The organism is Joostella sp., assembly GCF_048266025.1.
GTDB lineage: Bacteria > Bacteroidota > Bacteroidia > Flavobacteriales > Flavobacteriaceae > Galbibacter > Galbibacter atrarenae.
Genome location: NZ_JBLXAF010000001.1, coordinates 1,008,954 through 1,032,456 on the forward strand (window position 1 = coordinate 1,008,954; position 23,503 = coordinate 1,032,456).

At 33.6% G+C, this 23,503-nt stretch carries 19 protein-coding genes; 11 read left to right on the forward strand and 8 right to left on the reverse strand.

The window, feature by feature from the left end; all coding sequences use genetic code 11:
• Positions 1-134 precede the first annotated feature (134 nt).
• On the forward strand, positions 135-2,750 hold the full coding sequence (locus ACN0TY_RS04290) for a TonB-dependent receptor (RefSeq protein WP_417443494.1): 2,616 nt from the start codon (positions 135-137) through the stop codon (positions 2,748-2,750).
• Positions 2,751-2,867: 117 nt separating this feature from the next.
• A complete protein-coding gene (locus ACN0TY_RS04295) occupies positions 2,868-3,302 on the forward strand; it encodes a hypothetical protein (RefSeq protein WP_236957817.1) in 435 nt (144 codons plus the stop codon).
• Between the two features lies 1 nt (position 3,303).
• On the opposite strand, the gene ACN0TY_RS04300 is transcribed toward ACN0TY_RS04295, so the two are convergent.
• On the reverse strand, positions 3,304-4,344 hold the full coding sequence (locus ACN0TY_RS04300) for an endonuclease/exonuclease/phosphatase family protein (RefSeq protein WP_417443495.1): 1,041 nt from the start codon (positions 4,342-4,344) through the stop codon (positions 3,304-3,306).
• Between the two features lie 74 nt (positions 4,345-4,418).
• On the opposite strand from ACN0TY_RS04300, the gene ACN0TY_RS04305 reads away from it, so the two are divergent.
• Positions 4,419-7,151 carry a P44/Msp2 family outer membrane protein gene (locus ACN0TY_RS04305; protein WP_417443496.1) on the forward strand — a complete coding sequence of 911 codons (2,733 nt, stop codon included), beginning with the start codon at positions 4,419-4,421 and terminating at the stop codon, positions 7,149-7,151.
• A gap of 1 nt (position 7,152) precedes the next feature.
• On the forward strand, positions 7,153-9,834 hold the full coding sequence (locus ACN0TY_RS04310) for a DUF5689 domain-containing protein (protein ID WP_417443497.1): 2,682 nt from the start codon (positions 7,153-7,155) through the stop codon (positions 9,832-9,834).
• 267 nt (positions 9,835-10,101) lie between these two features.
• On the opposite strand, the gene ACN0TY_RS04315 is transcribed toward ACN0TY_RS04310, so the two are convergent.
• Positions 10,102-10,614, reverse strand: a complete 513-nt coding sequence (locus ACN0TY_RS04315) for an acyl-CoA thioesterase (RefSeq protein WP_236957821.1) — start codon at positions 10,612-10,614, stop codon at positions 10,102-10,104.
• 205 nt (positions 10,615-10,819) lie between these two features.
• Positions 10,820-11,761, reverse strand: coding sequence for an SPOR domain-containing protein (locus tag ACN0TY_RS04320; protein WP_417443498.1), 942 nt, complete (start codon positions 11,759-11,761; stop codon positions 10,820-10,822).
• A gap of 105 nt (positions 11,762-11,866) precedes the next feature.
• Here ACN0TY_RS04320 and dprA point away from each other — a divergent pair, with 105 nt between their 5' ends.
• Entirely contained in the window at positions 11,867-12,973 is a 1,107-nt protein-coding gene (dprA, locus tag ACN0TY_RS04325; RefSeq protein WP_417443499.1) for a DNA-processing protein DprA, read from the forward strand.
• A gap of 52 nt (positions 12,974-13,025) precedes the next feature.
• Here dprA and trpS read toward each other — a convergent pair whose 3' ends face one another.
• Positions 13,026-13,994: a tryptophan--tRNA ligase gene (gene trpS, locus ACN0TY_RS04330; RefSeq protein ID WP_417443500.1), complete on the reverse strand. Its 969-nt coding sequence runs from the start codon at positions 13,992-13,994 to the stop codon at positions 13,026-13,028.
• Positions 13,995-14,070: 76 nt separating this feature from the next.
• Here trpS and ACN0TY_RS04335 point away from each other — a divergent pair, with 76 nt between their 5' ends.
• Positions 14,071-14,814, forward strand: coding sequence for a lysophospholipid acyltransferase family protein (locus tag ACN0TY_RS04335; protein ID WP_417443501.1), 744 nt, complete (start codon positions 14,071-14,073; stop codon positions 14,812-14,814).
• A gap of 118 nt (positions 14,815-14,932) precedes the next feature.
• On the opposite strand, the gene ACN0TY_RS04340 is transcribed toward ACN0TY_RS04335, so the two are convergent.
• The 4 genes from ACN0TY_RS04340 to recA all read right to left on the reverse strand — a co-directional run bounded on the left by ACN0TY_RS04340 (position 14,933) and on the right by recA (position 18,533).
• Complete coding sequence (locus tag ACN0TY_RS04340; protein ID WP_417443502.1) at positions 14,933-16,342, reverse strand: outer membrane beta-barrel protein; 1,410 nt, start codon at positions 16,340-16,342, stop codon at positions 14,933-14,935.
• Between the two features lie 51 nt (positions 16,343-16,393).
• Positions 16,394-16,936 (reverse strand): RNA polymerase sigma factor, encoded by a 543-nt coding sequence (locus tag ACN0TY_RS04345; RefSeq protein ID WP_417443503.1) that lies wholly within the window; start codon positions 16,934-16,936, stop codon positions 16,394-16,396.
• Between the two features lie 27 nt (positions 16,937-16,963).
• A complete protein-coding gene (locus ACN0TY_RS04350; protein WP_236957829.1) occupies positions 16,964-17,401 on the reverse strand; it encodes a hypothetical protein in 438 nt (145 codons plus the stop codon).
• Between the two features lie 124 nt (positions 17,402-17,525).
• Positions 17,526-18,533 (reverse strand): recombinase RecA, encoded by a 1,008-nt coding sequence (recA, locus tag ACN0TY_RS04355; RefSeq protein WP_236957830.1) that lies wholly within the window; start codon positions 18,531-18,533, stop codon positions 17,526-17,528.
• A gap of 424 nt (positions 18,534-18,957) precedes the next feature.
• Between recA and ACN0TY_RS04360 the strand changes: the two genes are divergently transcribed.
• The 5 genes from ACN0TY_RS04360 to ACN0TY_RS04380 all read left to right on the forward strand — a co-directional run bounded on the left by ACN0TY_RS04360 (position 18,958) and on the right by ACN0TY_RS04380 (position 23,502).
• Positions 18,958-20,199 carry a peptidase U32 family protein gene (locus ACN0TY_RS04360; protein ID WP_417443504.1) on the forward strand — a complete coding sequence of 414 codons (1,242 nt, stop codon included), beginning with the start codon at positions 18,958-18,960 and terminating at the stop codon, positions 20,197-20,199.
• Positions 20,199-20,429: a ferredoxin gene (locus ACN0TY_RS04365; RefSeq protein WP_236957832.1), complete on the forward strand. Its 231-nt coding sequence runs from the start codon at positions 20,199-20,201 to the stop codon at positions 20,427-20,429. The genes ACN0TY_RS04360 and ACN0TY_RS04365 overlap by 1 nt, the downstream gene beginning before the upstream one ends.
• A gap of 197 nt (positions 20,430-20,626) precedes the next feature.
• On the forward strand, positions 20,627-21,664 hold the full coding sequence (locus ACN0TY_RS04370; protein ID WP_236957833.1) for a rhodanese-related sulfurtransferase: 1,038 nt from the start codon (positions 20,627-20,629) through the stop codon (positions 21,662-21,664).
• Positions 21,665-21,854: 190 nt separating this feature from the next.
• Positions 21,855-23,021: a PSP1 domain-containing protein gene (locus tag ACN0TY_RS04375; protein ID WP_236957834.1), complete on the forward strand. Its 1,167-nt coding sequence runs from the start codon at positions 21,855-21,857 to the stop codon at positions 23,019-23,021.
• Positions 23,014-23,502, forward strand: coding sequence for a gliding motility lipoprotein GldH (locus tag ACN0TY_RS04380; RefSeq protein WP_236957835.1), 489 nt, complete (start codon positions 23,014-23,016; stop codon positions 23,500-23,502). The genes ACN0TY_RS04375 and ACN0TY_RS04380 overlap by 8 nt, the downstream gene beginning before the upstream one ends.
• The last annotated feature ends 1 nt before the right edge of the window (position 23,503 follow it).

The window sequence follows — 23,503 nt, forward strand, 5'->3', positions numbered from 1 at the left end:
GTAATCTGCACAAGATTATTATGTTACGTTTTTTGTTTACTTTTGTTCCAATGTTAAATTATTTAACATTACCTTAATGCTAGAAATCATTTAATAGATGATTTTTGCACCGTTAAATTAAATTAAACAAACAAATGAAGACAATCTACAATTGGATTTTAACAACAGTAATTGCATTGATTACTACTACAGCTTTTTCGCAAGGAACGATTACGGGTTCTGTAGTAGATGGGAGTTTCGGGGGGCCATTACCTGGAGCTAATGTTATGGTGAAAGGTTCTACATCTGGAACTTCAACCGACTTTGATGGTAATTTCACATTAAATGTTACCGAAAACTCAGGAACTATCGTAGTTTCATATATTGGGTTTGTAGCAAAACAAGTTAATTATACATTAAGTAATGGCTCTACTAATATTGGAGCTGTTAAATTACAGCCAGATTCTGAAGAATTAGAAGGAGTGGTAGTTGTTGGGTCAGGTATTATTGACCTTGCAAGAGATAGACAAACGCCTATAGCTGTGTCTACAATTCCTGCAAAAGAAATTCAGCAAAAAATTGGAACTCAAGATGTATCAATGATGTTGGTAAACACTCCATCTGTTTATGTTTCTAGCCAGTCTAGTGGTTTTGGAGATAGTCAGATTAGAGTTAGAGGGTTTGAGCAAGATAATACTGCGTACTTATTAAATGGACAGCCAATTAATGGTATGGAAGATGGTAAAATGTATTGGTCAAACTGGTCTGGAATGGCTGATATCGCCAATGGTATTCAAATTCAAAGAGGTTTAGGGTCTTCTAAATTAGCAATATCTTCTGTTGGAGGTACAGTTAATTTTGTTACAAAGGCTACTGATATGAATGAAGGTGGTTTTGCTTCAATAGGAGTAGCAAATGATAATTACTTTAAAACGACAGCTGCTTATAATACAGGTATTAGCGAAGGTGGTTTTGGAGCTAGTGTTCTTTTGAGCCACTGGCAGGGAGATGGTTATAATGATGGCACTTACGGTTCAGGGCAAAGCTATTTTATATCTTTTGGTTATAGACCTAATGAGAAGCATAATTTAAACTTTTTAATTACAGGAGCTCCTCAGCAACATGATCAAAGTTATTCAAAATCAATTGAGACTTATTTAGAAAGAGGTAGAAAGTTTAATAATAATAATGGTACTTACAGAGGTGAATACATGACTGAAGTAGGGAATTATTATCATAAGCCTGTAATGAACCTTAACTGGGACTGGGAGGTAAGTGATAGATCTCAATTATCAACAGTTCTTTATGGATCATGGGGACGTGGAGGTTCTATTGGTAGTGTTGGTAGTCGTGTAAGAAACTCTGAAGGATATGTAGATTTTGATGCAATATATCAGAATAACATAAATAGTCCTGATGGATCAGCAACATACGCTTTACGTAATTCTGTTAATAATCATTCATGGTATGGTTTGGTGACAAACTTTAGCCATTCAATAAATGATAATTTAGACTGGAATGTTGGTTTCGATTTAAGAACATATAAAGGAAATCACTTTAGACAAATAAAAGATCTTTTAGGAGCAGATTATTATGAAGATACACGTAATGTTCGTTATCCTGACGGAAATCAAATTTCTAACACATACACAAATAATCCTTGGAGTGCAGTTTTTAACTATGCTGATGAAGAAGATAGATATGCTTGGGACTATGATGAAAGAATTAATTATGGAGGATTATTTACACAGTTAGAATATAGTGTAAATAATTTCTCAGCTTTCTTTCAAGGAGCAATTTCTAATCAAACGCACGTTAGATGGGATAGATATCAATATACTGTAGAAAATGAAGAATCTGAGAAAGTAGAGAATTTTGGATATAATGTAAAGGGTGGTGGAAGTTATAAATTTAATGATAATAATGCTTTTTATGTAAATGCTGGATATTATTCACGTCAACCTTATCATGACAATATTTATTTAAACTTTACAAATGAAGTAAACCCTTTAACTGAAAATGAGAAAATATTAGGTTTAGAGGCTGGATATTCATTTAAAAGTAATTTCTTTTCTGCTAATTTGAACTTGTATAGAACTAGTTGGAAGGATAGAGTAACTACGTCATCAAGGGTTACTTCTGATAGCGAAGTGATAGGAGGTAATACAGTGCCTGCTGAAACTTTATTGTATACTACAAATGAAGGAGTAGAACAATTGCATCAAGGTATTGAGTTAGACTTTACTGCATTTCCAGTAAATAGATTAAGACTTAAAGGTTTTCTTTCCGTTGGAGATTGGGAGTATGTAGGAAACTCAAGAACTACAATTCGTGATGAAGACAGAAATGTGCTTGATTTTAATGACGAAGATGTAGATGGAGGAAAAGTTGGAGGAGCTGCTCAATTTACTGTAGGATTAGGTTTCAATTATGAAATTATCAGAAATTTATCTATAGATTCAGACTACCGTTACTATGATAATTTATATTCTGATGTTGGTGCAGTTAAAGAAAATTTAGAATTACCAGGTTATGGACTTTTAGATTCTGGAGTATCGTATAAAATGATATTATCTGATTCAAAGAACAAAAATTCTATTGACTTTAGATTTAATGTGAATAATGTACTTCATAAGATATATTTATCTGAATTAAGAACAAATAATTTTGCACAACCTGGAGACGAGACATATCAAGGTTTAGCAGTTTCGAATGAAGGTTATTTTGGATTCGGTAGAACATGGAACTTTAGTATGCGTTTCAACTTCTAGAACTTAGAATCACTACAATATTTAAACCCCGCAATTTGCGGGGTTTTTTTATGTCTTTTCTGAAGTTTATCAAGCTTTAATTCTTATTTTTGAAGAACTAACAAAACAAACATACTCATGTATACAACAGTTAATGCTTTACATTCATATTGGGCGTATTTTACGCTTTTAGTACTTATTATAGCCGTTCTAAATGCTATGGTAGGATATTTTAAGAATAAAGATTTTAGTCTGGCTAAAGACTTTAGAATAAGTCTTTTCGCTCTTATCTTTTCTCACTTACAATTGGTAATAGGTTTAATACTTTACTTTGTTTCTCCAAGGTTTTCTTCTTGGCAAACAGGAGGAGTAATGGGAGATAGCCTTTTAAGACTAGTTCTTGTAGAGCATCCTTTTATAAATATTATTGCAATCGCTTTAATTACTATCGGTTGGAGTAAGCATAAAAAAGAAACTACTTCTAAAAGAAAATTCGGAAAGATTGCCTTATTCTACGGAATTGGACTTTTCTTGATTTTACTTAGAATACCTTATATGCTTTGGTTCGATTAGTCTATTTCTGGACTTTTTTAACCAAATAGAGATACACCGGAAAATGGTCAGAATATCCTGCTATAAAAGCACCTGAAGCATAGCTTCTAAAAGGATATCCTTTGTATTTTCCGGTTTTTGTTTTTAAATATTCTGCACTGAAAATGCCTGCTTTCCAAAAGTGCATTCCGTCATCTTTTTTTAATAGGTTTGATGTTAAAAAAAATTGATCAAATAAACTCCATTTGTCTCGATATGCAAGAGAACCGATTCCTTTCTTATATAATTTTTCCATAGGATTATACAAGTTATTGATCTCATCTAGTTCATCCCTTTCTCCTTTTGTCCTTAATATGTTTTTAAAACTTGCGTCTGTAGGGTTATCATTATAATCGCCCATACTGATTATTTTAATGGCTGGATTTCTCCATACAACAGAATCAATTATTTTCTTATTTAATCTCGCTGCTGCTTCTCTAAAGGGTCTACTTCTTTGTTCGCCTCCACTTCTCGATGGCCAATGATTAACAATAAAACAAAAATGCTCTCCTTCAAAATATCCATCAACCACCAATTGATCTCTTGTGTAATCTCGGAATCCCTTCTCGTTGTGTATTATAAGTCTTCTATAATGAATAGTATTAGGAATAAAACTTTCTTTTTTATAAAATAAAGCTACATCTATGCCGCGTTCATCTGGAGAATCTTCATGTATAACACCGTAATCACTACTTATTAATTCTGGATGACTCTTGAGGTCTGTAAGTACTTTTATGTTTTCTACTTCAGCAAAACCAATAACCGTAGGAGTATTGTCTATCGTTTCATTTGTAATCTCTTTTATGACCTTAGCAAGTCTGGATAATTTTATATTATATCGCTCCTCCGTCCATTTGTATTTTCCATTCGGAGTGCGTTGGTTATCAAAAGTTAGAGAATCATCTAGTGTGTCATATAGGTTTTCAACATTGTAAAAGGCGATGGTTTTTATTGAATATTCTGTTGATTGTGCAATCAAAATAAAAGATTTTAATACGACAATTGTAATTAATAACTTCTTCATTATATATTATTTTCTATAAATAAATAGTAAATGTACGTTATATTTCATTACATTGAAGATTCAAGTGCCTGATAATGAGTATGAAAGTTTTAGTTCTTTGTTGTTTATTAGTTAATTTTCACTGTTTGTATGGGCAGGAAGTAAAAGGCTCTATCTATGATTTAAGAACGCAACTCCCTATTGAAGGTGCTTTGATTGAAGTAGAAGATTCTTTTCACGAAGTGTTGTCATCTTTGGATGGTAATTTTGTGATTTTAGATGTTGCTAGTAATAATCATGTGCTGAAGATTACCAAGGAAGGTTACATTATTAAGTTTCTCCCGTTTTCTAAAAAATATTTGCAGACAGTAAATTTTAAAACCATCTATTTAGAAGTAGATGTCAAAGAACTTCAGCAGGAAAACAGTATTTCTCTATCTGACAGTGATTTTATAGATGATGTAGATACCGATTTTTCAGGGCAAATGCTTCAGGCAACACGTGATATTTTTCTTAGTAGAGCAGCTTTCGATTTTAGTCAATCCTTTTTTAAAGTCAAAGGATATGATTCTAAATATGGGGATGTTTTAATAAATGGAGTTCGGATGAATCGAGTCTTTAATGGTAGACCGCAATGGAGTAATTGGGGAGGGATAAATGACGTACTTCGAAATCAAGAATATTTTTATGGTTTAAAGGCAAATCCTTATGGTTTTGGTGGACTTCTTGGAACTACAAATATGAATACTAATCCAGCTAAAATGCGCCCCGGAATACGTTTGTCTTCTTCAGCTTCTAACAAATCTTATAGGGGTAGATTGATGGCAACTTATAACTCTGGAGTAAAAAAGAGCGGAATTTCCTATTCATTATCCGCTTCAAAACGATGGGGGAAAGAGGGCTATGTTTCTGGAACCTTATATGATGCCTATTCTGTGTTTGGAGCAATAGGATATCAAACTGGGAAACATAATTTTTATTTTACTGGAATGTATACACCTAATAGAAGAGGTAAGTCTGCTGCTATTACTGCGGAAGTATTTCAGCTTATAGGGAGAAGATATAATCCATATTGGGGAGAGCAAAATGGAGAGATTCGTAATTCTAGAGAAAGAAACATAGAAGAACCTATCGCTATGTTTAATTATGATTTTTCAGGTGATAAACTTACCGTGAATTTTGGTGCTGCATATCAATTCGGTAGCTTTAGTAGTAGTCGCTTAGGGTATTATAATGCTCCAAGTCCCAATCCAGACTATTATAGATATCTGCCTAGTTTTTATATTAATAATTCTTTAGGAGCCAATTTTGATAATGCCAATCTAGCTAAAGAGGGGTTTCAAGAAAACCCGCAAATGCAATGGAGTTCTTTATACAGTGCTAATTTATCTAGTGAGCGGAATGGTAAAAGTTCTTATGTGCTTTATAATGATCAAGCGGATGAGAACCAATTGTTTGTAAATATCAATTCAAGCTATATTTTTAGTGACTACTTTAAGATTGATGGTGGTTTTAGGTATCATAAATCGGATGCTGAGAATTATGGACTTCTTTTGGATTTACTTGGCGGTGATTTTCATGAAGATATAGATACATTTTCAGATACTAAAAATGATGTTGAGCATGAAGTTCAGAAAGGTGTTGGAGATAAGATGGGATATAATTATAATATCAATTCTAGTTTCTATGAAGGTTTTTTGCAGGGGGACTTTCAGTTAGAGAAATTTGCATTTTTTGTTTCAGCCAAAATATCACAAACAACATATCAAAGAGAAGGTTTGTTTTTAAATGAGCGCTTTCCATTAACCTCTCAGGGGAAAGGTGAAATTCAAAATTTCACAGATTATGGGTTTAAAACTGGACTGACGTATAAGTTTAATAATCGTCACATTGTAAATCTGTCAGCTGCTTATTTAACAAAGGCTCCCACGTTGCAGAATACTTTTGTAAACGCTAGAGAAAATAATAAAACTGTAGATAGTCTGCAGTCCGAAGTTATATATTCTGGAGTACTTACATATAATCTTGATCTTCCTAATATAAGCATGAGACTTACGGGTTATTATTCCAAATTTAAAGAAGTAACGGATATAAATTATTTTTATGTAGATGCAGGTGTGGGGAGTGACTTTATCCAAGAGGTGGTAACAGGAATTGAAAAGTTGCATTACGGAGGTGAACTTGGGTTTTCTTATCAAGCTACAACAGAAATTAAGCTTACAGCTGTTGCATCCTATGGAGATTTTAGCTATACCGAGAATGCTAATGTAACCATCAATTTCGATACCGTTGGAGCGGAGGAAGATCTAATTAATTTAATAGGAACATTAGATTTGGGTGAGACAGCAATAAAAGATTTTAAGCTTGCTGTAGGCCCTCAAAAAGCATATTCTATTGGTGTAGATTATAGAAGTTCTAATTATTGGTGGGTTGGTACAACAGGAAATTATTTAGCAGATAACTATGTGGATATTTCTGCTATTAAAAGAACAAATAGCTTTTTACAAGATCCCGATGGGGATGTTTTTCCCAATGCTACTTCAGAGATAGTTACTGAGCTTTTGACACAAGAGCGATTAACTCCTGTTTATTTATTGAATCTTACTGGCGGAAAATCTTGGTTGATAGACAAGAAATATATTAGCTTTTTTGTGAGTGTTAATAACCTTTTCGATGTTAGTTATAGAACGGGAGGTTATGAGCAGAGTAGGAACGGGAATTTTGGACAGGCATATAACGATACGCAACGTGGCGCTCCACTTTTTGGGAATAAATACTGGTATGGATACGGTAGATCATACTTTGTGAATCTTGCTTTAAGCTTTTAATATGCGAAATCTAAAAAATATAATACTCAGTATTATTTATTTAACAGCTATTCTGATTTTCTTTTTTGCTTGTGTTGCAGATGATCAGCACGATATTCCAAACGATATTTGTATAGAGAATACATTGGAGGTAAATGCTTCTTATGACGAAGTTAAGGCTTTATATAATGGAGAGATCCTAAGGATCCAAGAGGATTTAATTATATCTGGATACATAAATTCTTCTGATGCAGCTAGTAATTTTTTTGGGAATATCCATTTTCAAGATCATCCTACAAATCCTACTCAAGGGCTTCAAATAGAATTGGATTTAAGGAATCTTGCGATTTTTTATCCCATTGGTCAAAAGGTTTTTATAAAATTGAAAGGCCTTTATTTAGATAATGATAAAGGAACATATAAGCTTGGGGGTACGTTTACTGCTTTTGGAAATCTTTCTGTAGGGAGACTTCCCGCAACTAAAATTAGGGAACATATAATTGTATCCTGTGATGAAGTTGTGTCAATGGTTCCGAAGAAATATGAGATGGAGCAGCTTGATAGTACTATGGTGAATACGTTGGTTGTTATTGATGATTTAGAGGTTGCTCCTGAAAGATTATGTGGCGCGTTTGCAGAATTCCGAGAAACTACAGATGTGGAACTGAATAATTGCAACGGGGCACCTTTGATTATGAGAAATAGCGGCTTTTCTGATTTTCAGTCTGCACTTTTGCCTCTAGGAAATGGTCTTGTTACAGGGGTGTTAACAAAAGAGCGTGAAGAATATATAATTACTATTCGTGATCTAAATGATGTAGATATGAATAATGAAAGGTGCGATGCGATTGAATATTATTGTGAAATACCTGAAGCTAATGCAACTATTTTTGATGTTAAAGAAAAGTACTTGGGGGAGAGGATTACGATAAAAGAACCTTTAGTTCTTAATGCTACGATTATTGCTAATGATGAAAATAAGAATTTTTCTAAACAGCTATATGTACAAGATGCTACTGGAGGAATTAAGGTTAAGTTAGATGATACTAAGATTTTTGAAAGATTTCTGTTGAATGCTGTAATTACAATTGTAGTAAATGGATTAACCTTAGATAAAATTGATGAGGAATATACTTTAGGAATCTTAAGTGATGAAGAAATTCTTGGAGTCGAAAAAGAAGATTATTATCGCTTTTTTTATGATGAAGGGGAGTATTCAGAAATAATACCTAATAAAATAAATATTGCTGATATTTCTGAAGCTGATATTGGAAGTTTAGTAGTTGTAGATTCTGTACAATTTGTAGATAATTCTAAGTTCGTTATAAATAACAGAGATACAAAGAGTGTTATAACAGATTGTTTTGCTAATGAACTTACTTTAAATACATCACGTAGTTTTGTTTATAGTAGTGAGGTCGTGCCTATTAATAATGGAAGTATAATCGGTATTTTACAATATGATAATGGGTTTCAGATAAGGATAAGAGATGTTGCTGACTTAGTCGGGATGAATCTTGAAAGATGTAATGTTCTAGATAATGCTGCAGAGATAAGTCTGGAAACTTTAATTAGTCAATATGGAGAAAGTGGAAAAGAGATAAAAGAAAATCTTAAGATAAAAGGGTTTGTCACTACAGATTATTTAACTCATAACCTTGAAAATACTAGCGCGATAATTCAAAATCAAGATATTGGAATGGAGCTTGAATTTAAAGAGGCACACCAGATTCCCTTAAATTCTGAAATCACTATCGCCTTACGTGGTCTAACATTTTTTAATGATGAATATGGATTTCATATTAAAGGGTTGACTAATGATCATATTTTAAATATTATTGAAGCTCAGCCCGTAAAACCATTTAAAGTCAGTATAGATGAATTATTATCGTTAAAATACAATAATGTAATTGTTGAGTTACAGGGATTCCAATTTGAAGATGTTAATGCTGTATATGCTGGAGATAATGTTATTGTTAACTGTGAGGATAGTTATACAATTTCAATACTCGAATCTGCCAGTTTTGCTAATGTTAATGTAAGTGATGGAAAGGGAAATATTGTTGGAGTATTGATCAGAGGTCGGTTTTATGTGAGATCTGTTTCAGACTTCACGTTTGATCAGCCTTATGAAGATTGTTCTTTGAAATTGACAAGCAAGTTTGTCTTCATTTCTGAAATAGCTGATCCAGACAATAGCAGTGCTGCTTTGAATATGCGATTTATAGAACTCTATAATTCTAGTGATAAAGAAGTAAGTCTTAATGGTTGGGCATTGCGAAGGTATACAAATGCAAATGTAAGTTTTACGGAGCGAAGTGTTATTGATTTGTCTGGTTATGTTATTCCGCCAGAAAGTACTTTTATAATAGCTTCAAATGAGGTAGATTTTATTTCAACTTATGGGTTTTCTCCCAATTTGGAGGCTGGAACTGGGAGTGCGGCAGATTCTAATGGAGATGATAATATAGAATTAGTGGACGGTAATGGTAGCGTTGTAGATGTATTTGGGAGACCTGGGGAGGATGGATCGGGTACAAATCACGAATTTGAAGATGGTCGAGCTGTGAGGAATCTAACAGTAACTACTAACAATAATGAATATGATTTTTTACAATGGATGGTTTTCAATGATACGGGTGAATCTGGAACTGTAAAGCTCCCAAAAGTTGCTCCTCTAGATTATAACCCAGGACAAAGGTAGCTGCATTTGGTTTAGATTGTTGAATATATTTTATTGTCTTCAACAAGGTTAAATCTATGTAAACATGATATTTATCATGTTTTGTTAGAATTATTGAGTTTACTTTTGTTAAAGATTAAAACATAAATACTATACTTTGGAGTTTATGTTTAGCTGAAGTATTCTGAATTTTGAGGGGAATGATGAATAAAATTAAAGCTTCTAATCTTTTTTAAATTATTTGTTATTTAAAAGGCTTCCATTTTTAAGTGGAAGCCTTTTATTTTTTTATTCAGTAAAAAGAGCTTTTAATTCTGTAGCTTCATTTGGTTTCATTTTTCCAGCTAAGACTAGGCTAAGTTGCTTTCTTCTAAGCGCACCTTCAAAACGTTCTTTTTCTAGTTTTGTTTCTGGTACCGTTGGAGGAACAGCTACTGGTTTCCCTGTGTCGTCTACAGCTACAAAAGTGTATATTGCCTCATTAGCTTTGCTTCTGTGACCATTTTCTCGATCTTCGATCCAAACATCAAGATATATTTCCATAGAGCTATTAAATGCTCTAGAAACACATGCTTCTACAGTAACAACACTTCCTAGTGGAATAGCTCGGTTAAAAGCTACATGGTTTACAGATGCAGTCACTGTAACTCTTCTGGAGTGTCTTCTAGCAGCAATACTTGCAGCCCTGTCCATTCTGGCTAGTAACTCACCACCAAATAAATTGTTTAGTGGGTTTGTTTCACTAGGTAAAACAAGGTCGGTCATTATTGTGCGAGATTCGCTAGGTGTCTTTGCTTGCATTATTTTTATTTTTTTGCAAAGATATCTTCATTTATTTCAATAAAAGAAAATTAGTTAGATAATATTTATAGAATACTCATAGTTAGATTAATATTAGGATCAGTAAATACATAAATATTAATAGGAAGAGCTATATTTTAATGATGAGCCAAAAAAAAGCCTCATTATTTAATGAGGCTATGTGTATATTGCTATTATAGCAAGCTTATTTTATTTCGTCAACCAAAAGCCAAGCTTCGGAAGATTCTGTCTTTTTAACTTCTCTAAGAAATGTTAATGCCTCAGGAACATCAGCAAAACTAGCATAGGTAACTTGATGTAGGCCATATTTGTTTTTTCCTATACGCTCTGCATCGAATCCTTTTTCTATGAGTTGATTTACTTTTTTATCTGCGTTTTCTTCTACTCTAAAAGCGCCAGCTATAATATGATATTTTAAAGGTTGCTTTTCAACTTTTAAAGTAATAGAAGGAATTTCTAATGGAGCAGTATCAAAAAATGTAGCTTTCTGGATATCTCTCTCAATTTGTTCTTGAGCCTCTTGTTGGGCAACTTGAACTTGATTTTCTTTCTGAATGTCAACCAATCGATAGCCGATAGTTCCAGCAGAAACTGCTAATAAGAATATTGCAGCATATTTTAAGTAAGAACGATTTTTTCTTCGCTCTGGAGTAAATGCAATCGGAGCTTTCTCTTCAATTTTTTCTATATCTTTCTTTAACTCCTCTCTAGTGATAGAGGGAGAAACAAAAGAAGATAATCCGAATGAATCTGTTAAATAGTTTAAATGATAAGAAGGCTGGAATAATATTTTTTCATCTTCATTAGACCAAAGTTCTCCTATGTTTTTAAGTGCTATTCTTTCTTTAGATAACAATGTTTTTCTCCATGAAAGTACAGTGGCTTCAATTTTCTTTGTAGCCTCTTCGTAAGAGACATTTTGTGCTTCTGCTACATATTTAGTAAGCAACCCATCATTAGATTTTAGTTGCTCATTAAATGCGATTGATTTAGATGGAGGATAGAATGCATTCGTGTTATAGTGCACTTTTGCAGGTTTGTGTTGAGTTATGAAAGAACCAAAACCTGGAATGGTTACACACTCATATCTGTATAATAAATCGCTTATGTAATTCTCTATTCGCATATAGCAAAGATGTAAAAAAATCGAGTAGATTTTAAAATACTTTTTCAGTTTTTATTAACAGTAGTTTTTTTTCTATACTTTTATAACTGATAATCATTTGTTTAGATGACAGATAAAGAGCTTCTTTTTTTATTAGCAATGCATAGAGCGCCTAAAGTTGGGGATATTACTGCAAAGAAAATCCTACAACATTGCGGTAGTGCGGAAGCGGTTCTTAAGGAAAAAAGGAGCAATCTACTTCAGATTGGAGGGGTAGGTACGTTTTTAGTAAATCAGTTATTGCGTAAGGAAAATCTAATTGAAGCAGAGAAAGAGCTTGCATTTATTAGAAGTAGTAATTATAATGTAGTTTCATATTATGAGGAGGAGTATCCTCGTAACCTTCGGCATTGTATTGATGGCCCAATTCTTATTTTTAGTAGGGGTAATATTAATCTAACGAAGCCTAATAATAAGATTTTGAGTATTGTGGGTACGCGTCAAATTACTTCCTATGGATCGGCTTTTTGTGAAGAACTGATAAGTGATTTAGCTCCTTTTGATCCCTTAATTCTTAGTGGTTTTGCATACGGAATAGATATTTGTGCACATAAAAGTGCAATTAAAAATAATTTACAAACTATAGGCTGTTTGGCTCACGGTCTTAATCAGATTTATCCTAAAGTGCATTCTAAATATGTTTCTGAAATGGAACATAACGGAGGCTTTATTACTGATTTTTGGAGCGATGAAGGCCCTGAGCGTAATAATTTTTTAAAAAGGAATCGCGTAATAGCGGGAATGGCAGATGCTGTTATCGTAGTTGAGTCGGCAGGAAAAGGGGGGAGTTTGGTCACTGCAGATATTGCAGCGTCCTATAATCGAGATGTTTTTGCAGTTCCTGGTAGAGCTACAGATAAGTTTAGTGAGGGGTGTAATAACCTTATAAAAACACAACAAGCGCATATGATAACTTCAGCCGCCGATATTGTTTATATGTTAGGTTGGGAATTGAAAGAATCTGTAAATTCTGTACAGAAACAAATGTTTGTTGAAATGGATGAAAGCGAACAAACTGTTTATGATTATTTGCAAGAAAATGGAAAGCAATTATTAGACAGTATTGCGTTAGGCTGTAAAATGCCAATACATAAACTGGTAACAGTTTTATTCGGGATGGAAATGAAAGGAGTTGTGCGCCCGTTGCCAGGTAAATTGTTTGAGTTGATATAGAATTACTATAATAATCAAGGATGGATTCTAGAACCCATCCTTGATTTATTTTTTAATATCCAATTTTGCTTCGTACGCGTTTTAAAGTTTCATTGGCTACTTTTCTTGCTTTTTCAGCCCCTAAAGCTAATATGTCATCAATCTCATTAAGGTTTTCCATATAATAATTGAAGCGTTCTCTTTCTGTAGAGAATTTATCAAGAATTAGTTCATATAATGCTTGTTTTGCATGACCGTAACCAAAACCTCCTTGCTCATATTTTTTACGCATGTCTGCTGTTTGCTCTTCCGTAGCAAGTAATTTATAAATGCCATAAACATTACAAGTATCTGGATCTTTAGGATCTTCTAACGGAGTGCTATCCGTTTCGATGCTCATTACTTGTTTACGTAACTTTTTTTCTGGAAGGAAAATATTAATAAAGTTATCCGCAGATTTACTCATTTTTTTTCCGTCTGTCCCTGGAATGTACATCGTTGTTTCTTGTACTTTTCCTTCAGGAATAACAAACGTTTCACCTATTTGCGTATGTACACGTGAAGCTACATCTCTAGTTATTTCTATATGCTGCATTTGATCTTTTCCAACAGGAACAATCTCCGCATCGTAAAGTAAAATATCTGCGGCCATAAGCATAGGATATGTAAAAAGTCCTGCATTTACATCGTCCAATCTATCTGCCTTATCTTTAAAAGAATGTGCTAGTGTAAGACGCTGAAATGGGAAATAGCAACTTAAATACCAAGTAAGCTCCGTTGTTTGTGGAATATCACTTTGTCTGTAAAATACAACTCTATTTACATCTAGACCGAAAGCAAGCCAAGTTGCAGCAACTCGGTAGGTGTTATTTCTTAAAGTCTCTCCGTCTTTAATTTGAGTTAACGAATGCATGTCTGCAATAAATAGAAAAGAATCGTTTTCTAATTTATCAGACATTTTAATTGCAGGAATAATAGCTCCCAATAGATTTCCTAAGTGGGGAGTTCCTGTACTCTGTATACCTGTAAGTATTCTTGCCATTTCTGTATTTTAAACAATACTACAAAGGTATAATGTTTTATAAAAAAATATAGTACAATTGCTTATTTTTGACTCCATGCAGAAACTTATAAAAGGATTCTTTCAGTTATTATATAGAATTTGGTTTTATCTCCTTATGGCGTTGCCAATTATTGTTTTGTTTCCATTATTGCTGATTCTAAGTAGTAGTGAGCGATTGTATCCTTACTTCTTTTGGATAGCTAGAAACATATGGGCTAATTTTGTGCTTTATGGTATGTTTTTGTTTCCAATAATCAAGAGAGAGCAGAAGCTTGAAAAAGGAGAAAGTTACATGCTTATTGGGAATCATACTTCTATGATGGATATTATGATGATGCTAAGAGTTTCTAAAAATCCTTTTGTTTTTGTCGGTAAAAAGGAGTTGTCGAAGATTCCTATTTTTGGATTTTTCTATAGGCGTGTTTGTATTCTTGTTGACCGAAGTTCTTCTAAAAGTAGGTCTGCTGTCTATAAAAGAGCTCAAAAGCGTCTAAATCAAGGGGTGAGTATATGTATTTTTCCTGAAGGGGGAGTTCCCGATGATATAACTGTTGTGTTAGATTCTTTTAAAGATGGCGCCTTTAGATTGGCTATAGAGCACCAGATACCTGTTGTTCCAATTGTTTTTTTAGATAATAAAAAGAGGTTCTCGTATGAATTTTTTAGTGGCTCTCCTGGGAAAACAAGGGCTGTTGTGATGCCTTTTATTCAAACTGAAAATTTAAAATCTAGTGATGCTTCAGAAATAAAACAGGAATCTCGTGAGCTTATTCTTGATAAATTAATTGCTGAAGGATAAGGTCATTAGTTAAATATAAATCTAACGAGTGATTATCTGTAAAGTTATATATACCAATATTATTCTTGAGCTAAATGCTTTACTTTTCCTAGCGGAAATAGTAGTCTTTAGAAGTTGATTAAAACTTAAAGCTCAATCCAGAATATACTCCTAAAATATATGGAGAGAAACCACCGTCTTCTCTAGAGAATGTGTTTAATTGGTATTTAAACATTGGCTCAATATTAAAAAGTAACTTGTTGGAAACTTGGTAATCTACTCCTAGCCCAATATTGGTACTAAAACTTAAATCGTTCAAATTATTAGCTTCTCCAATTTCGGTGGCTAGATTATTAGATTGTAAGGTTACTTCATTGTTTGTTAAAAATAAAGAGCTTACACCTCCAATAATATTAATTCCAAACTTCTTATCTAACAAGCGATATTTTAATTCCATTGGGACTTCAATATATCCGAACTCTTGATTCATAGTTCCTTCAGAAGAATCGTCTGTTTTTCCTTGAAATTCACTAGTTGCGCTAAAACTTGGGTTTTTACTACTAGAAACATTTAAAAGCGCATCTGATCTATTAAAAGTTACGGTAGAAAGTGATTGTGTGGACCCAAAAACAGCAGGGCTAAACTCAATATTATTGGTACTATAACCCATATTTACATTGTTAACTCCAGACCTCACACTTAAACGCTTACTCACATTGTATGCAACGTTAATTCCATAACTCATATTTATAGCACCTTCTTTGCTGTTTGAAGAAAATTCCCTGTTAATAGGAGATCCTTTGCTAAGTGAATTATAGTAAACAGGAGCGATATTTGGGTTTACAGACCAACGTGAAGCTTTAGGCTCGTTAACTGCAACTTCAGTTTCTTCTTTTTCCATTTCTGCAACAACATCTAATAGCGATCTCTTTTTAGAATCATCGATATCGGTGTCTTTTTCCTCTTCTGTCTGTGGCGAATTTTTAGCAACTAGATTATTATCCTCTGCAACTTCCTTGTTTGCTACCGAAGACTCTTTATTTGCAAAACTCTTATCTACTTCAGGGTAATTAATTGGGTTTTTTGAAGTGTTGTTGTTAGCTTTATTTGTGCTTTTTTCTGATACAGCAACTCGGGTATTGTTTGAGTTAACTTCTTTTTTGGTTGCAGGGTTTTTAATGTTGTCAAGAGTTTCTTTCTCATTATTCTCTTCCTCTGCAATAGCATTTTTAGGTGTTATTGCAGGCTCTTCATTTAATATGTTGGTATTTTTTTCTTCTGATGGTGTAGCAGGTTTATTGGTGATTGTTTCTGTTGAAGGAATCGCGTTGTTAGGAGTGTTTAGGAATAGACTGCCTAATAATAGTAAAAGAGCTACTGCAGCAGCTGCACCACCAAGTCTCCACCAAATAGGAATTACCTTGCGGTTTTGTTTTCCTTTATCATCCAAAGAGGTTTCAATCGAAGACCAGATGTGCTCAGGTGGAGCAGCATCGAAATCCTTGAATTTCTCTTGGAATAAGCGTTCTATGTTCTTTTTGTCCTTCATATTAATAAAATACCAATAGGTATTATATAATTTTGTAGCAAAGAAAGTATTTTATACCGAATTTGCTGCTGTATTTATAGTGTCTTCTTCTATTTTATTCCTTAAAGCCATTTTAGCACGTGCCAAATTAGACTTAGATGTTCCTTCGCTAATAGATAGCATTTCGGCTATCTCTTTATGAGAATACCCGTCCAATACATAAAGGTTAAATGTGAGACGATATCTATCTGGTAATTCTTGGATGAGTTTTAATAAATAATCCAAAGAAATGTCTTCATCTACAACTTCAACATTTACTTCTGCATCCAGATTATTGGGGAGCGCTTCAAAAGCACCTTCTTTTCTATACTTTTGAAGTACTGTATTAACGGTAACTCGCTTCATCCAGCCTTCAAAAGAACCTTTAAAGCTATATTTTTCAATTTTACTAAAAATAACCATAAAACTATCGTGCAGATTATCTTCCGCCTCAGCTTGATTGCGAGAATATTTTAGGCATGCGCTATATAGCTTCTTACTGTAAAGCTTATAAAGTGCTTCTTGCGCTTTTCTATCCTGCTTCTTGCATTGTTCTATGAGTTGTTCTAGACTCACTATGGCTTCGTTAGGCTCTTTTTGTTTTTACTCATCTCCAGCATCTCTTACTGGAACTTCATAAGTAATATACACTTTTTCTCCATTTTCATCTTCGCCTACGTAAAATTTAAAAGTATAGGGGTCTCTATATCTTACTTCAAAATCGAAACTGTCTGTACCTTCTGTATCTGTTAGTGTTTCGCAATCTGTTCTGTCTAACACTGTGGCGATTGCAAAGATAGTACGTTCTGTTTCTCCTGTATGATTAAATTCAAATCCATCATAAATGTGACAATCAGTAGGAAGTGCATAGTTGAATTCAATATTATACACCTTTCCATATTCAAAATATTCTGGGAATGTAGCCTCAGTAACTTCTAAGGTTTCATAATAAAAATTTGTAGCATCATCATCAGATAAGTCACAAGAACTAAAACTAAGTAGCAATACGCTGCTAAGCATTAAAACAAAAAACTTTTTCATCTTTCTATTTGTGTTATTTTTTTATTATTAGATGCTTTTGTAATCAAAGGGTTGCGTATGGGGATAAAAAAATCCCGAGAAATTATTTCTCGGGATTTTTTTGGTATTAAATAAGAGATCGAGTTTATTCATTCATAGCTTTAATAGCGTCATAAATTTTAACTTCAAGCTCTTCTAAGAGTTCTGGATTGTCTTGTAATAATGCTTTAACAGCATCACGACCTTGACCTAGTTTAGTGTCTCCATAACTAAACCAAGAACCACTCTTTTTAATAATTTCAAACTCAACACCAAGATCTAAAATCTCTCCAACACGAGAAATCCCTTCACCATACATAATGTCGAATTCTGTAGCTTTAAAAGGAGGAGCTACTTTATTTTTAACAACTTTTACTCTAGTTTTATTTCCAGAAGCACCACCGTCACTATCTTTAATTTGTGTAGATCTACGGATGTCTAAACGTACTGAAGCATAAAATTTTAATGCATTACCACCAGTTGTTGTTTCTGGGTTACCAAACATAACTCCAATTTTTTCTCGAAGCTGATTGATAAATATTACGGTACATTTTGTTTTATTAATACTTGCAGTTAGCTTACGGAGCGCCTGAGACATTAAACGGGCATGAAGTCCCATTTTAGAATCTCCCATTTCTCCTTCAATCTCACTCTTAGGAGTTAATGCAGCTACAGAATCTATAACAACGATGTCTATAGCTCCAGAACGAATTAAGTTATCTGCTATTTCTAACGCTTGCTCTCCATGATCCGGTTGAGATATAATTAAATTATCGATATCTACTCCTAATTTCTGCGCATAGAAACGATCAAATGCATGCTCTGCATCAATAAATGCAGCAATACCTCCAGCTTTTTGAGCCTCAGCCATTGCATGCAAAGTAAGTGTGGTTTTTCCAGAAGATTCTGGACCATATATTTCTATAACTCTTCCTCTTGGGTAACCTCCAACGCCTAAAGCGATATCCAGACCAATAGAACCTGTAGGAATAGCATCTACATCTACAATAACACTATCTCCCATTTTCATCACCGCTCCCTTACCGTAGGTTTTATCCAACTTGTCTAAAGTGAGCTTTAGTGCTTTTAATTTTGCATCTTTTTCCGAACTCATTTCTCTCTGTGTACTTTATATTTTGATTAGTGCTAAAATACTATTTCTTTTTTCAGCATACAATTTGCCGCGCAACCTTTTTAATTATTTTGTGTCTATTAATTAAGGAAAGCAAAAAGAACTCTTGTGATTAGAATTCACTTAAATAGTATTTTCTAGTTGTAGGGAAGTTACGTCTTTTATTTTTAAAAGATTTACATAGATTTTTTCAGATAGAAAACGGCAATGTCTACATATTAAAATCAAAAATAACTTTTGCTTTTCCTTGTTTCGAAAAGATTGATGTAGGCTAATTTCGTTGTTGGTTTTTGCAAGGATGGATATATTAAATGTTTAGCAACAACGATTTAGTTATTAAAGAGTTTCAGTGTAAATTGAAACTCTTTTTTTATGTGTATCTTTGCACGGTTTAATTTCTATATAGATGACAAGTAACGGACGTATTGAATTGATGGCGCCTGCAGGGAATTTTGAATCACTACAGGCTGCTTTGGTAAATGGAGCAGATTCTATTTATTTTGGTGTTGAACAATTAAATATGCGAGCTCGTGCAAGTATTAATTTCACTATTGATGATTTATCAGAAATAGTGAAAAGATGTGAGGAGAAAAAAGTTCGTACCTATTTAACTCTTAATACCATTATTTACGATCATGATCTTTCTGTAATAAAAACGGTTCTTGATGCTGCTAAAGCGGCAAATGTTACAGCCGTTATTGCTATGGATCAGGCTGTAATTGCCTATGCTAGGCAGATACAGATGGAAGTTCATATTTCTACACAAATTAATATTACAAATATAGAGACAGTAAAGTTCTATTCTTTATTTGCAGATACTATGGTTTTGAGTAGAGAACTTAGTCTTAGACAGGTTAAGAAGATTTGTGATGACATTGAAAAGGAGCAAATAAAAGGACCTTCTGGGAATTTAGTTGAAATTGAAATTTTTGGACACGGAGCTTTGTGTATGGCTGTTTCTGGAAAATGCTATTTGAGTCTTCATTCTCATAATTCTTCAGCAAATAGAGGTGCTTGTAAACAAAATTGCAGGAAAAAATATACCGTTATAGATCAAGAAAGTGGTTTTGAGATAGAGTTGGATAATGAATACATGATGTCTCCTAAAGACTTGTGTACATTAGATTTCTTAGATCAGGTGATAGATGCTGGGTGCAGTGTTTTAAAAATAGAAGGACGAGGAAGAGCACCAGAATATGTTGCTACGGTAATAAAAACATATCGAGAGGCTATAGATTCATATTATGAAAAGACCTATTCTGATGAAAAAGTTTCAGAATGGATGAAATCTCTTGAGAAAGTTTATAATCGTGGTTTCTGGAGCGGATATTATTTAGGTCAGAAATTAGGAGAATGGAGTGATGGGCCAGGATCACAGGCTACGCAGAAAAAAGTGTATGTAGGTAAAGGGATGCATTTCTTCCCTAAAAGCAATATTGCTGAATTTAAAGTAGAAGCTTTCGATATCAAGATAGGAGACACACTGCTTGTAACAGGACCTACAACTGGAGTTGAAGAATTTACTTTGGAAGAAATGATGGTGAATGATGAAAAGCTTGAAGTTGCCAAAAAAGGAGATTCTTGTACGATCCGTACAGACTTTAGAGTCCGATTATCAGATAAACTATATAAAATTGTTGCTTCCTAATGGTTGTAGTTACTTTACAGAGAAATAAATGTATAGGCTGTAATTATTGTGTAGAATTGGCGCCGCAGCAATTTCAGATGTCTAAAAAGGATGGTAAATCTGTGTTGCTAGGAGCGGTAGAGAAAAAAGGGTTTTTTACAATAAAATCTTTCGATGAATCTATTTATGATGCTTGCAAGCAATCACAAAGTGCATGCCCAGTAAAAATCATAGAAACGAAACTTATTTAAGTAGTAAATTCAGAAAATTAATAGTTTGTAAAAAATCAAGTTAGGTGCTTGCTAAAATGGGTTGAAGAAAACTTAGAGCAGGCAACTGTAGAATGTGCAGAGAGCACCAAACACAGTTTCTTTTATTCGTTTCTTTAAAAACCAAAAAAGGCTTACTTTTGCAAAAATATATTCTTTAACTTAAATTTTGTTATAGCATGCAACTGTACAATAACTTAAGCGCAGAAGAAAGAGCAACATTAATTGAAGAGGCCGGAAAAGAACGCCTTACAATTTCTTTCTACAAATACGCTAAAATCGGAAATCCACAAATCCTAAGGGATCACTTATTTATAACTTGGAACGAATTGGAAGTTCTTGGTAGAATTTATGTTGCTAATGAAGGGATTAACGCACAATTATCGGTTCCTGCCGATTTATTTGCGGATTTTAAAGCACATTTAGATTCCATTTCTTTTTTAGAAAATGTACGATTGAATATTGCTATTGAACATGATAATTTTGCTTTCCTAAAGCTTAAGGTGAAAGTGAGAGAGAAGATTGTTGCAGATGGACTTATTGATGAAACTTTTGATGTTACTAATAAAGGAGTTCATGTAGATGCAAATAAATTTAATGAACTTATAGAGGATCCAAACACAGTTTTAGTGGATATGCGTAATCACTATGAAAGTGAAATAGGTCATTTTAAAAACGCGATTACTCCAGATGTAGATACTTTTAGAGACTCTTTGCCAATTATTGAAGAAGACCTTAAAGAGCATAAAGAAGATAAAAACTTGGTAATGTATTGTACTGGTGGGATTCGTTGTGAAAAAGCCAGCGCTTACTATAAACATAAGGGGTTTAAGAATGTATTTCAGTTGGAAGGTGGAATCATTAATTATGTAAGGCAAGTAGAAGCAAATAAGTTAGAGAATAAATTTATAGGTAAGAATTTTGTTTTTGATGAGCGTCGTTCGGAGCGAATTTCTGAAGATGTTATTGCTCATTGTCATCAATGTGGGAAACCTTGTGATACACATGTAAATTGTGCTAATGAAGCTTGCCATTTGTTATTTATTCAATGTGAAGAATGTGCAGCAGAAATGAATAATTGCTGTTCTACAGATTGTATGGATATTGTTGCACTTCCTGCTGAGGAGCAAAAAGCGCTAAGAAAAGGGAAGGGTGTTAGTAACTTGATTTTCAAAAAAGGAAGATCAGAAGTATTAAAATATAAGAATAAGAGTTAGTAAAAGCACTTATAAAGAGTGTTTTTATTAATTTAAAAAGCTGTTTCTATAAATCGGTCATTCTTAAATTTTAAGGGTGTAAGAAATTTAAACAGACTAAAAATAGTATCTTTACGTATTAGTAAAATATTTATGAACCTCCGCCGAAACATACTTTTGAGAAGTTTATTTCGGTTCAATATATAAAATTATGGGATGTAGTAGTTGTTCAACCGGTAAGGATGGGCAACCTCGAGGGTGCCAGAATAACGGTACTTGTGGAACAGATGGTTGTAATAAACTTACCGTTTTTGATTGGCTTTCTAATATGTCGTTACCCAATGGGCATGAGCCTTTTGATTGCGTGGAAGTTAGATTTAAAAACAGTAGAAAAGAGTTTTTCAGAAATAAAGAAAATTTAACCCTTTCTATCGGAGATGTCGTTGCAACAGAATGCTCTCCTGGGCATGATGTTGGAGTTGTTACGTTAGTTGGAGAATTGGTTAAAGTACAGATGAAGAAGAAAAAAGTAGATTTTAAAGATGAAAATCTACCTAAAGTCTACCGAAAAGCTTCACAGAAAGATATAGATATTTGGCAAGCAGCACGAGATCGTGAAGCTGAAGTTCAGAAACGTTCTAGAGAATTAGCTATAAGCCTAAAATTGCAAATGAAAATCTCCGATGTTGAATTTCAGGGAGATGGGTCTAAAGCTACTTTTTATTATACCGCAGAAGAGCGTGTAGATTTCCGACAGTTAATTAAAGATATGGCGCGTACTTTTAGTACACGAATAGAAATGCGTCAAATAGGTTACAGACAAGAGGCTGCCAGACTTGGTGGGATTGGATCTTGTGGCCGTGAACTTTGTTGTTCTACTTGGCTTACAGATTTTAGATCCGTAAATACTGCTTCCGCTCGTTACCAGCAGCTTTCACTAAATCCACAGAAATTAGCCGGACAATGTGGTAAGCTTAAATGTTGCCTAAACTACGAATTGGATGCGTATTTAGATGCATTGAATGATTTTCCGAGTCAAGATCAGCGCTTAAAAACCAAAAAGGGAGATGCCGTTTGTCAGAAAATAGACATCTTTAAGCAGTTAATGTGGTTTTGTTACGAAGGAGAATGGGCAAATTGGTTTATTCTTACAACGAGTCAAGTAAAAGAAATTATCAGTCTTAATAAGAAAAAACAGCTAGTAGCAGGGTTAGAAGAATATGCTTTAGATCTAACTGAAGATACTAAAACGGAGTTTGAAAACGTTGTAGGGCAAGATAGTTTAACACGTTTTGATAAGCCTAAAGGCACAAAAGGGCGTTCTAAAAATAAGAAAAGACGTAATAATAACAGAAGGAAAAGGTCTGACAATGCATAAACGACTTGTATTTTTAAGTCTTATAGGTTTACTGCTTATTGCTTGCGATACCAATAGTGTATTTAGTGAGTATAAAGCGATAAAAGGAGGTTGGGATAAAGAAGAGGAGGTCTCTTTTGATTTCACCCCTAAGGATTCTATAAATGCATATGATATCTTTATCAATCTTAGGAATGATAATAAATATCGATTCAGTAATTTATATTTGATTGTTAATTTAGACTTTCCCGAAGGAAAAACTATTTCAGATACTTTAGAGTATGAAATGGCTAAGCCAAATGGTGAATGGCTAGGAAAGGGGTTTTCTTCAGTAAAAGAGAATAAACTTTTTTATAAGCAAGCAATTGTCTTCCCCACTATGGGAAATTATAGTATTGGGATAGCGCATGCAATGCGAAAAAATGGATCTGTAGAAGGAGTGACGTCCTTAGAGGGGATTACAGACGTAGGTATAAGTATAGAAAAATCAGCTGAAAAATAAA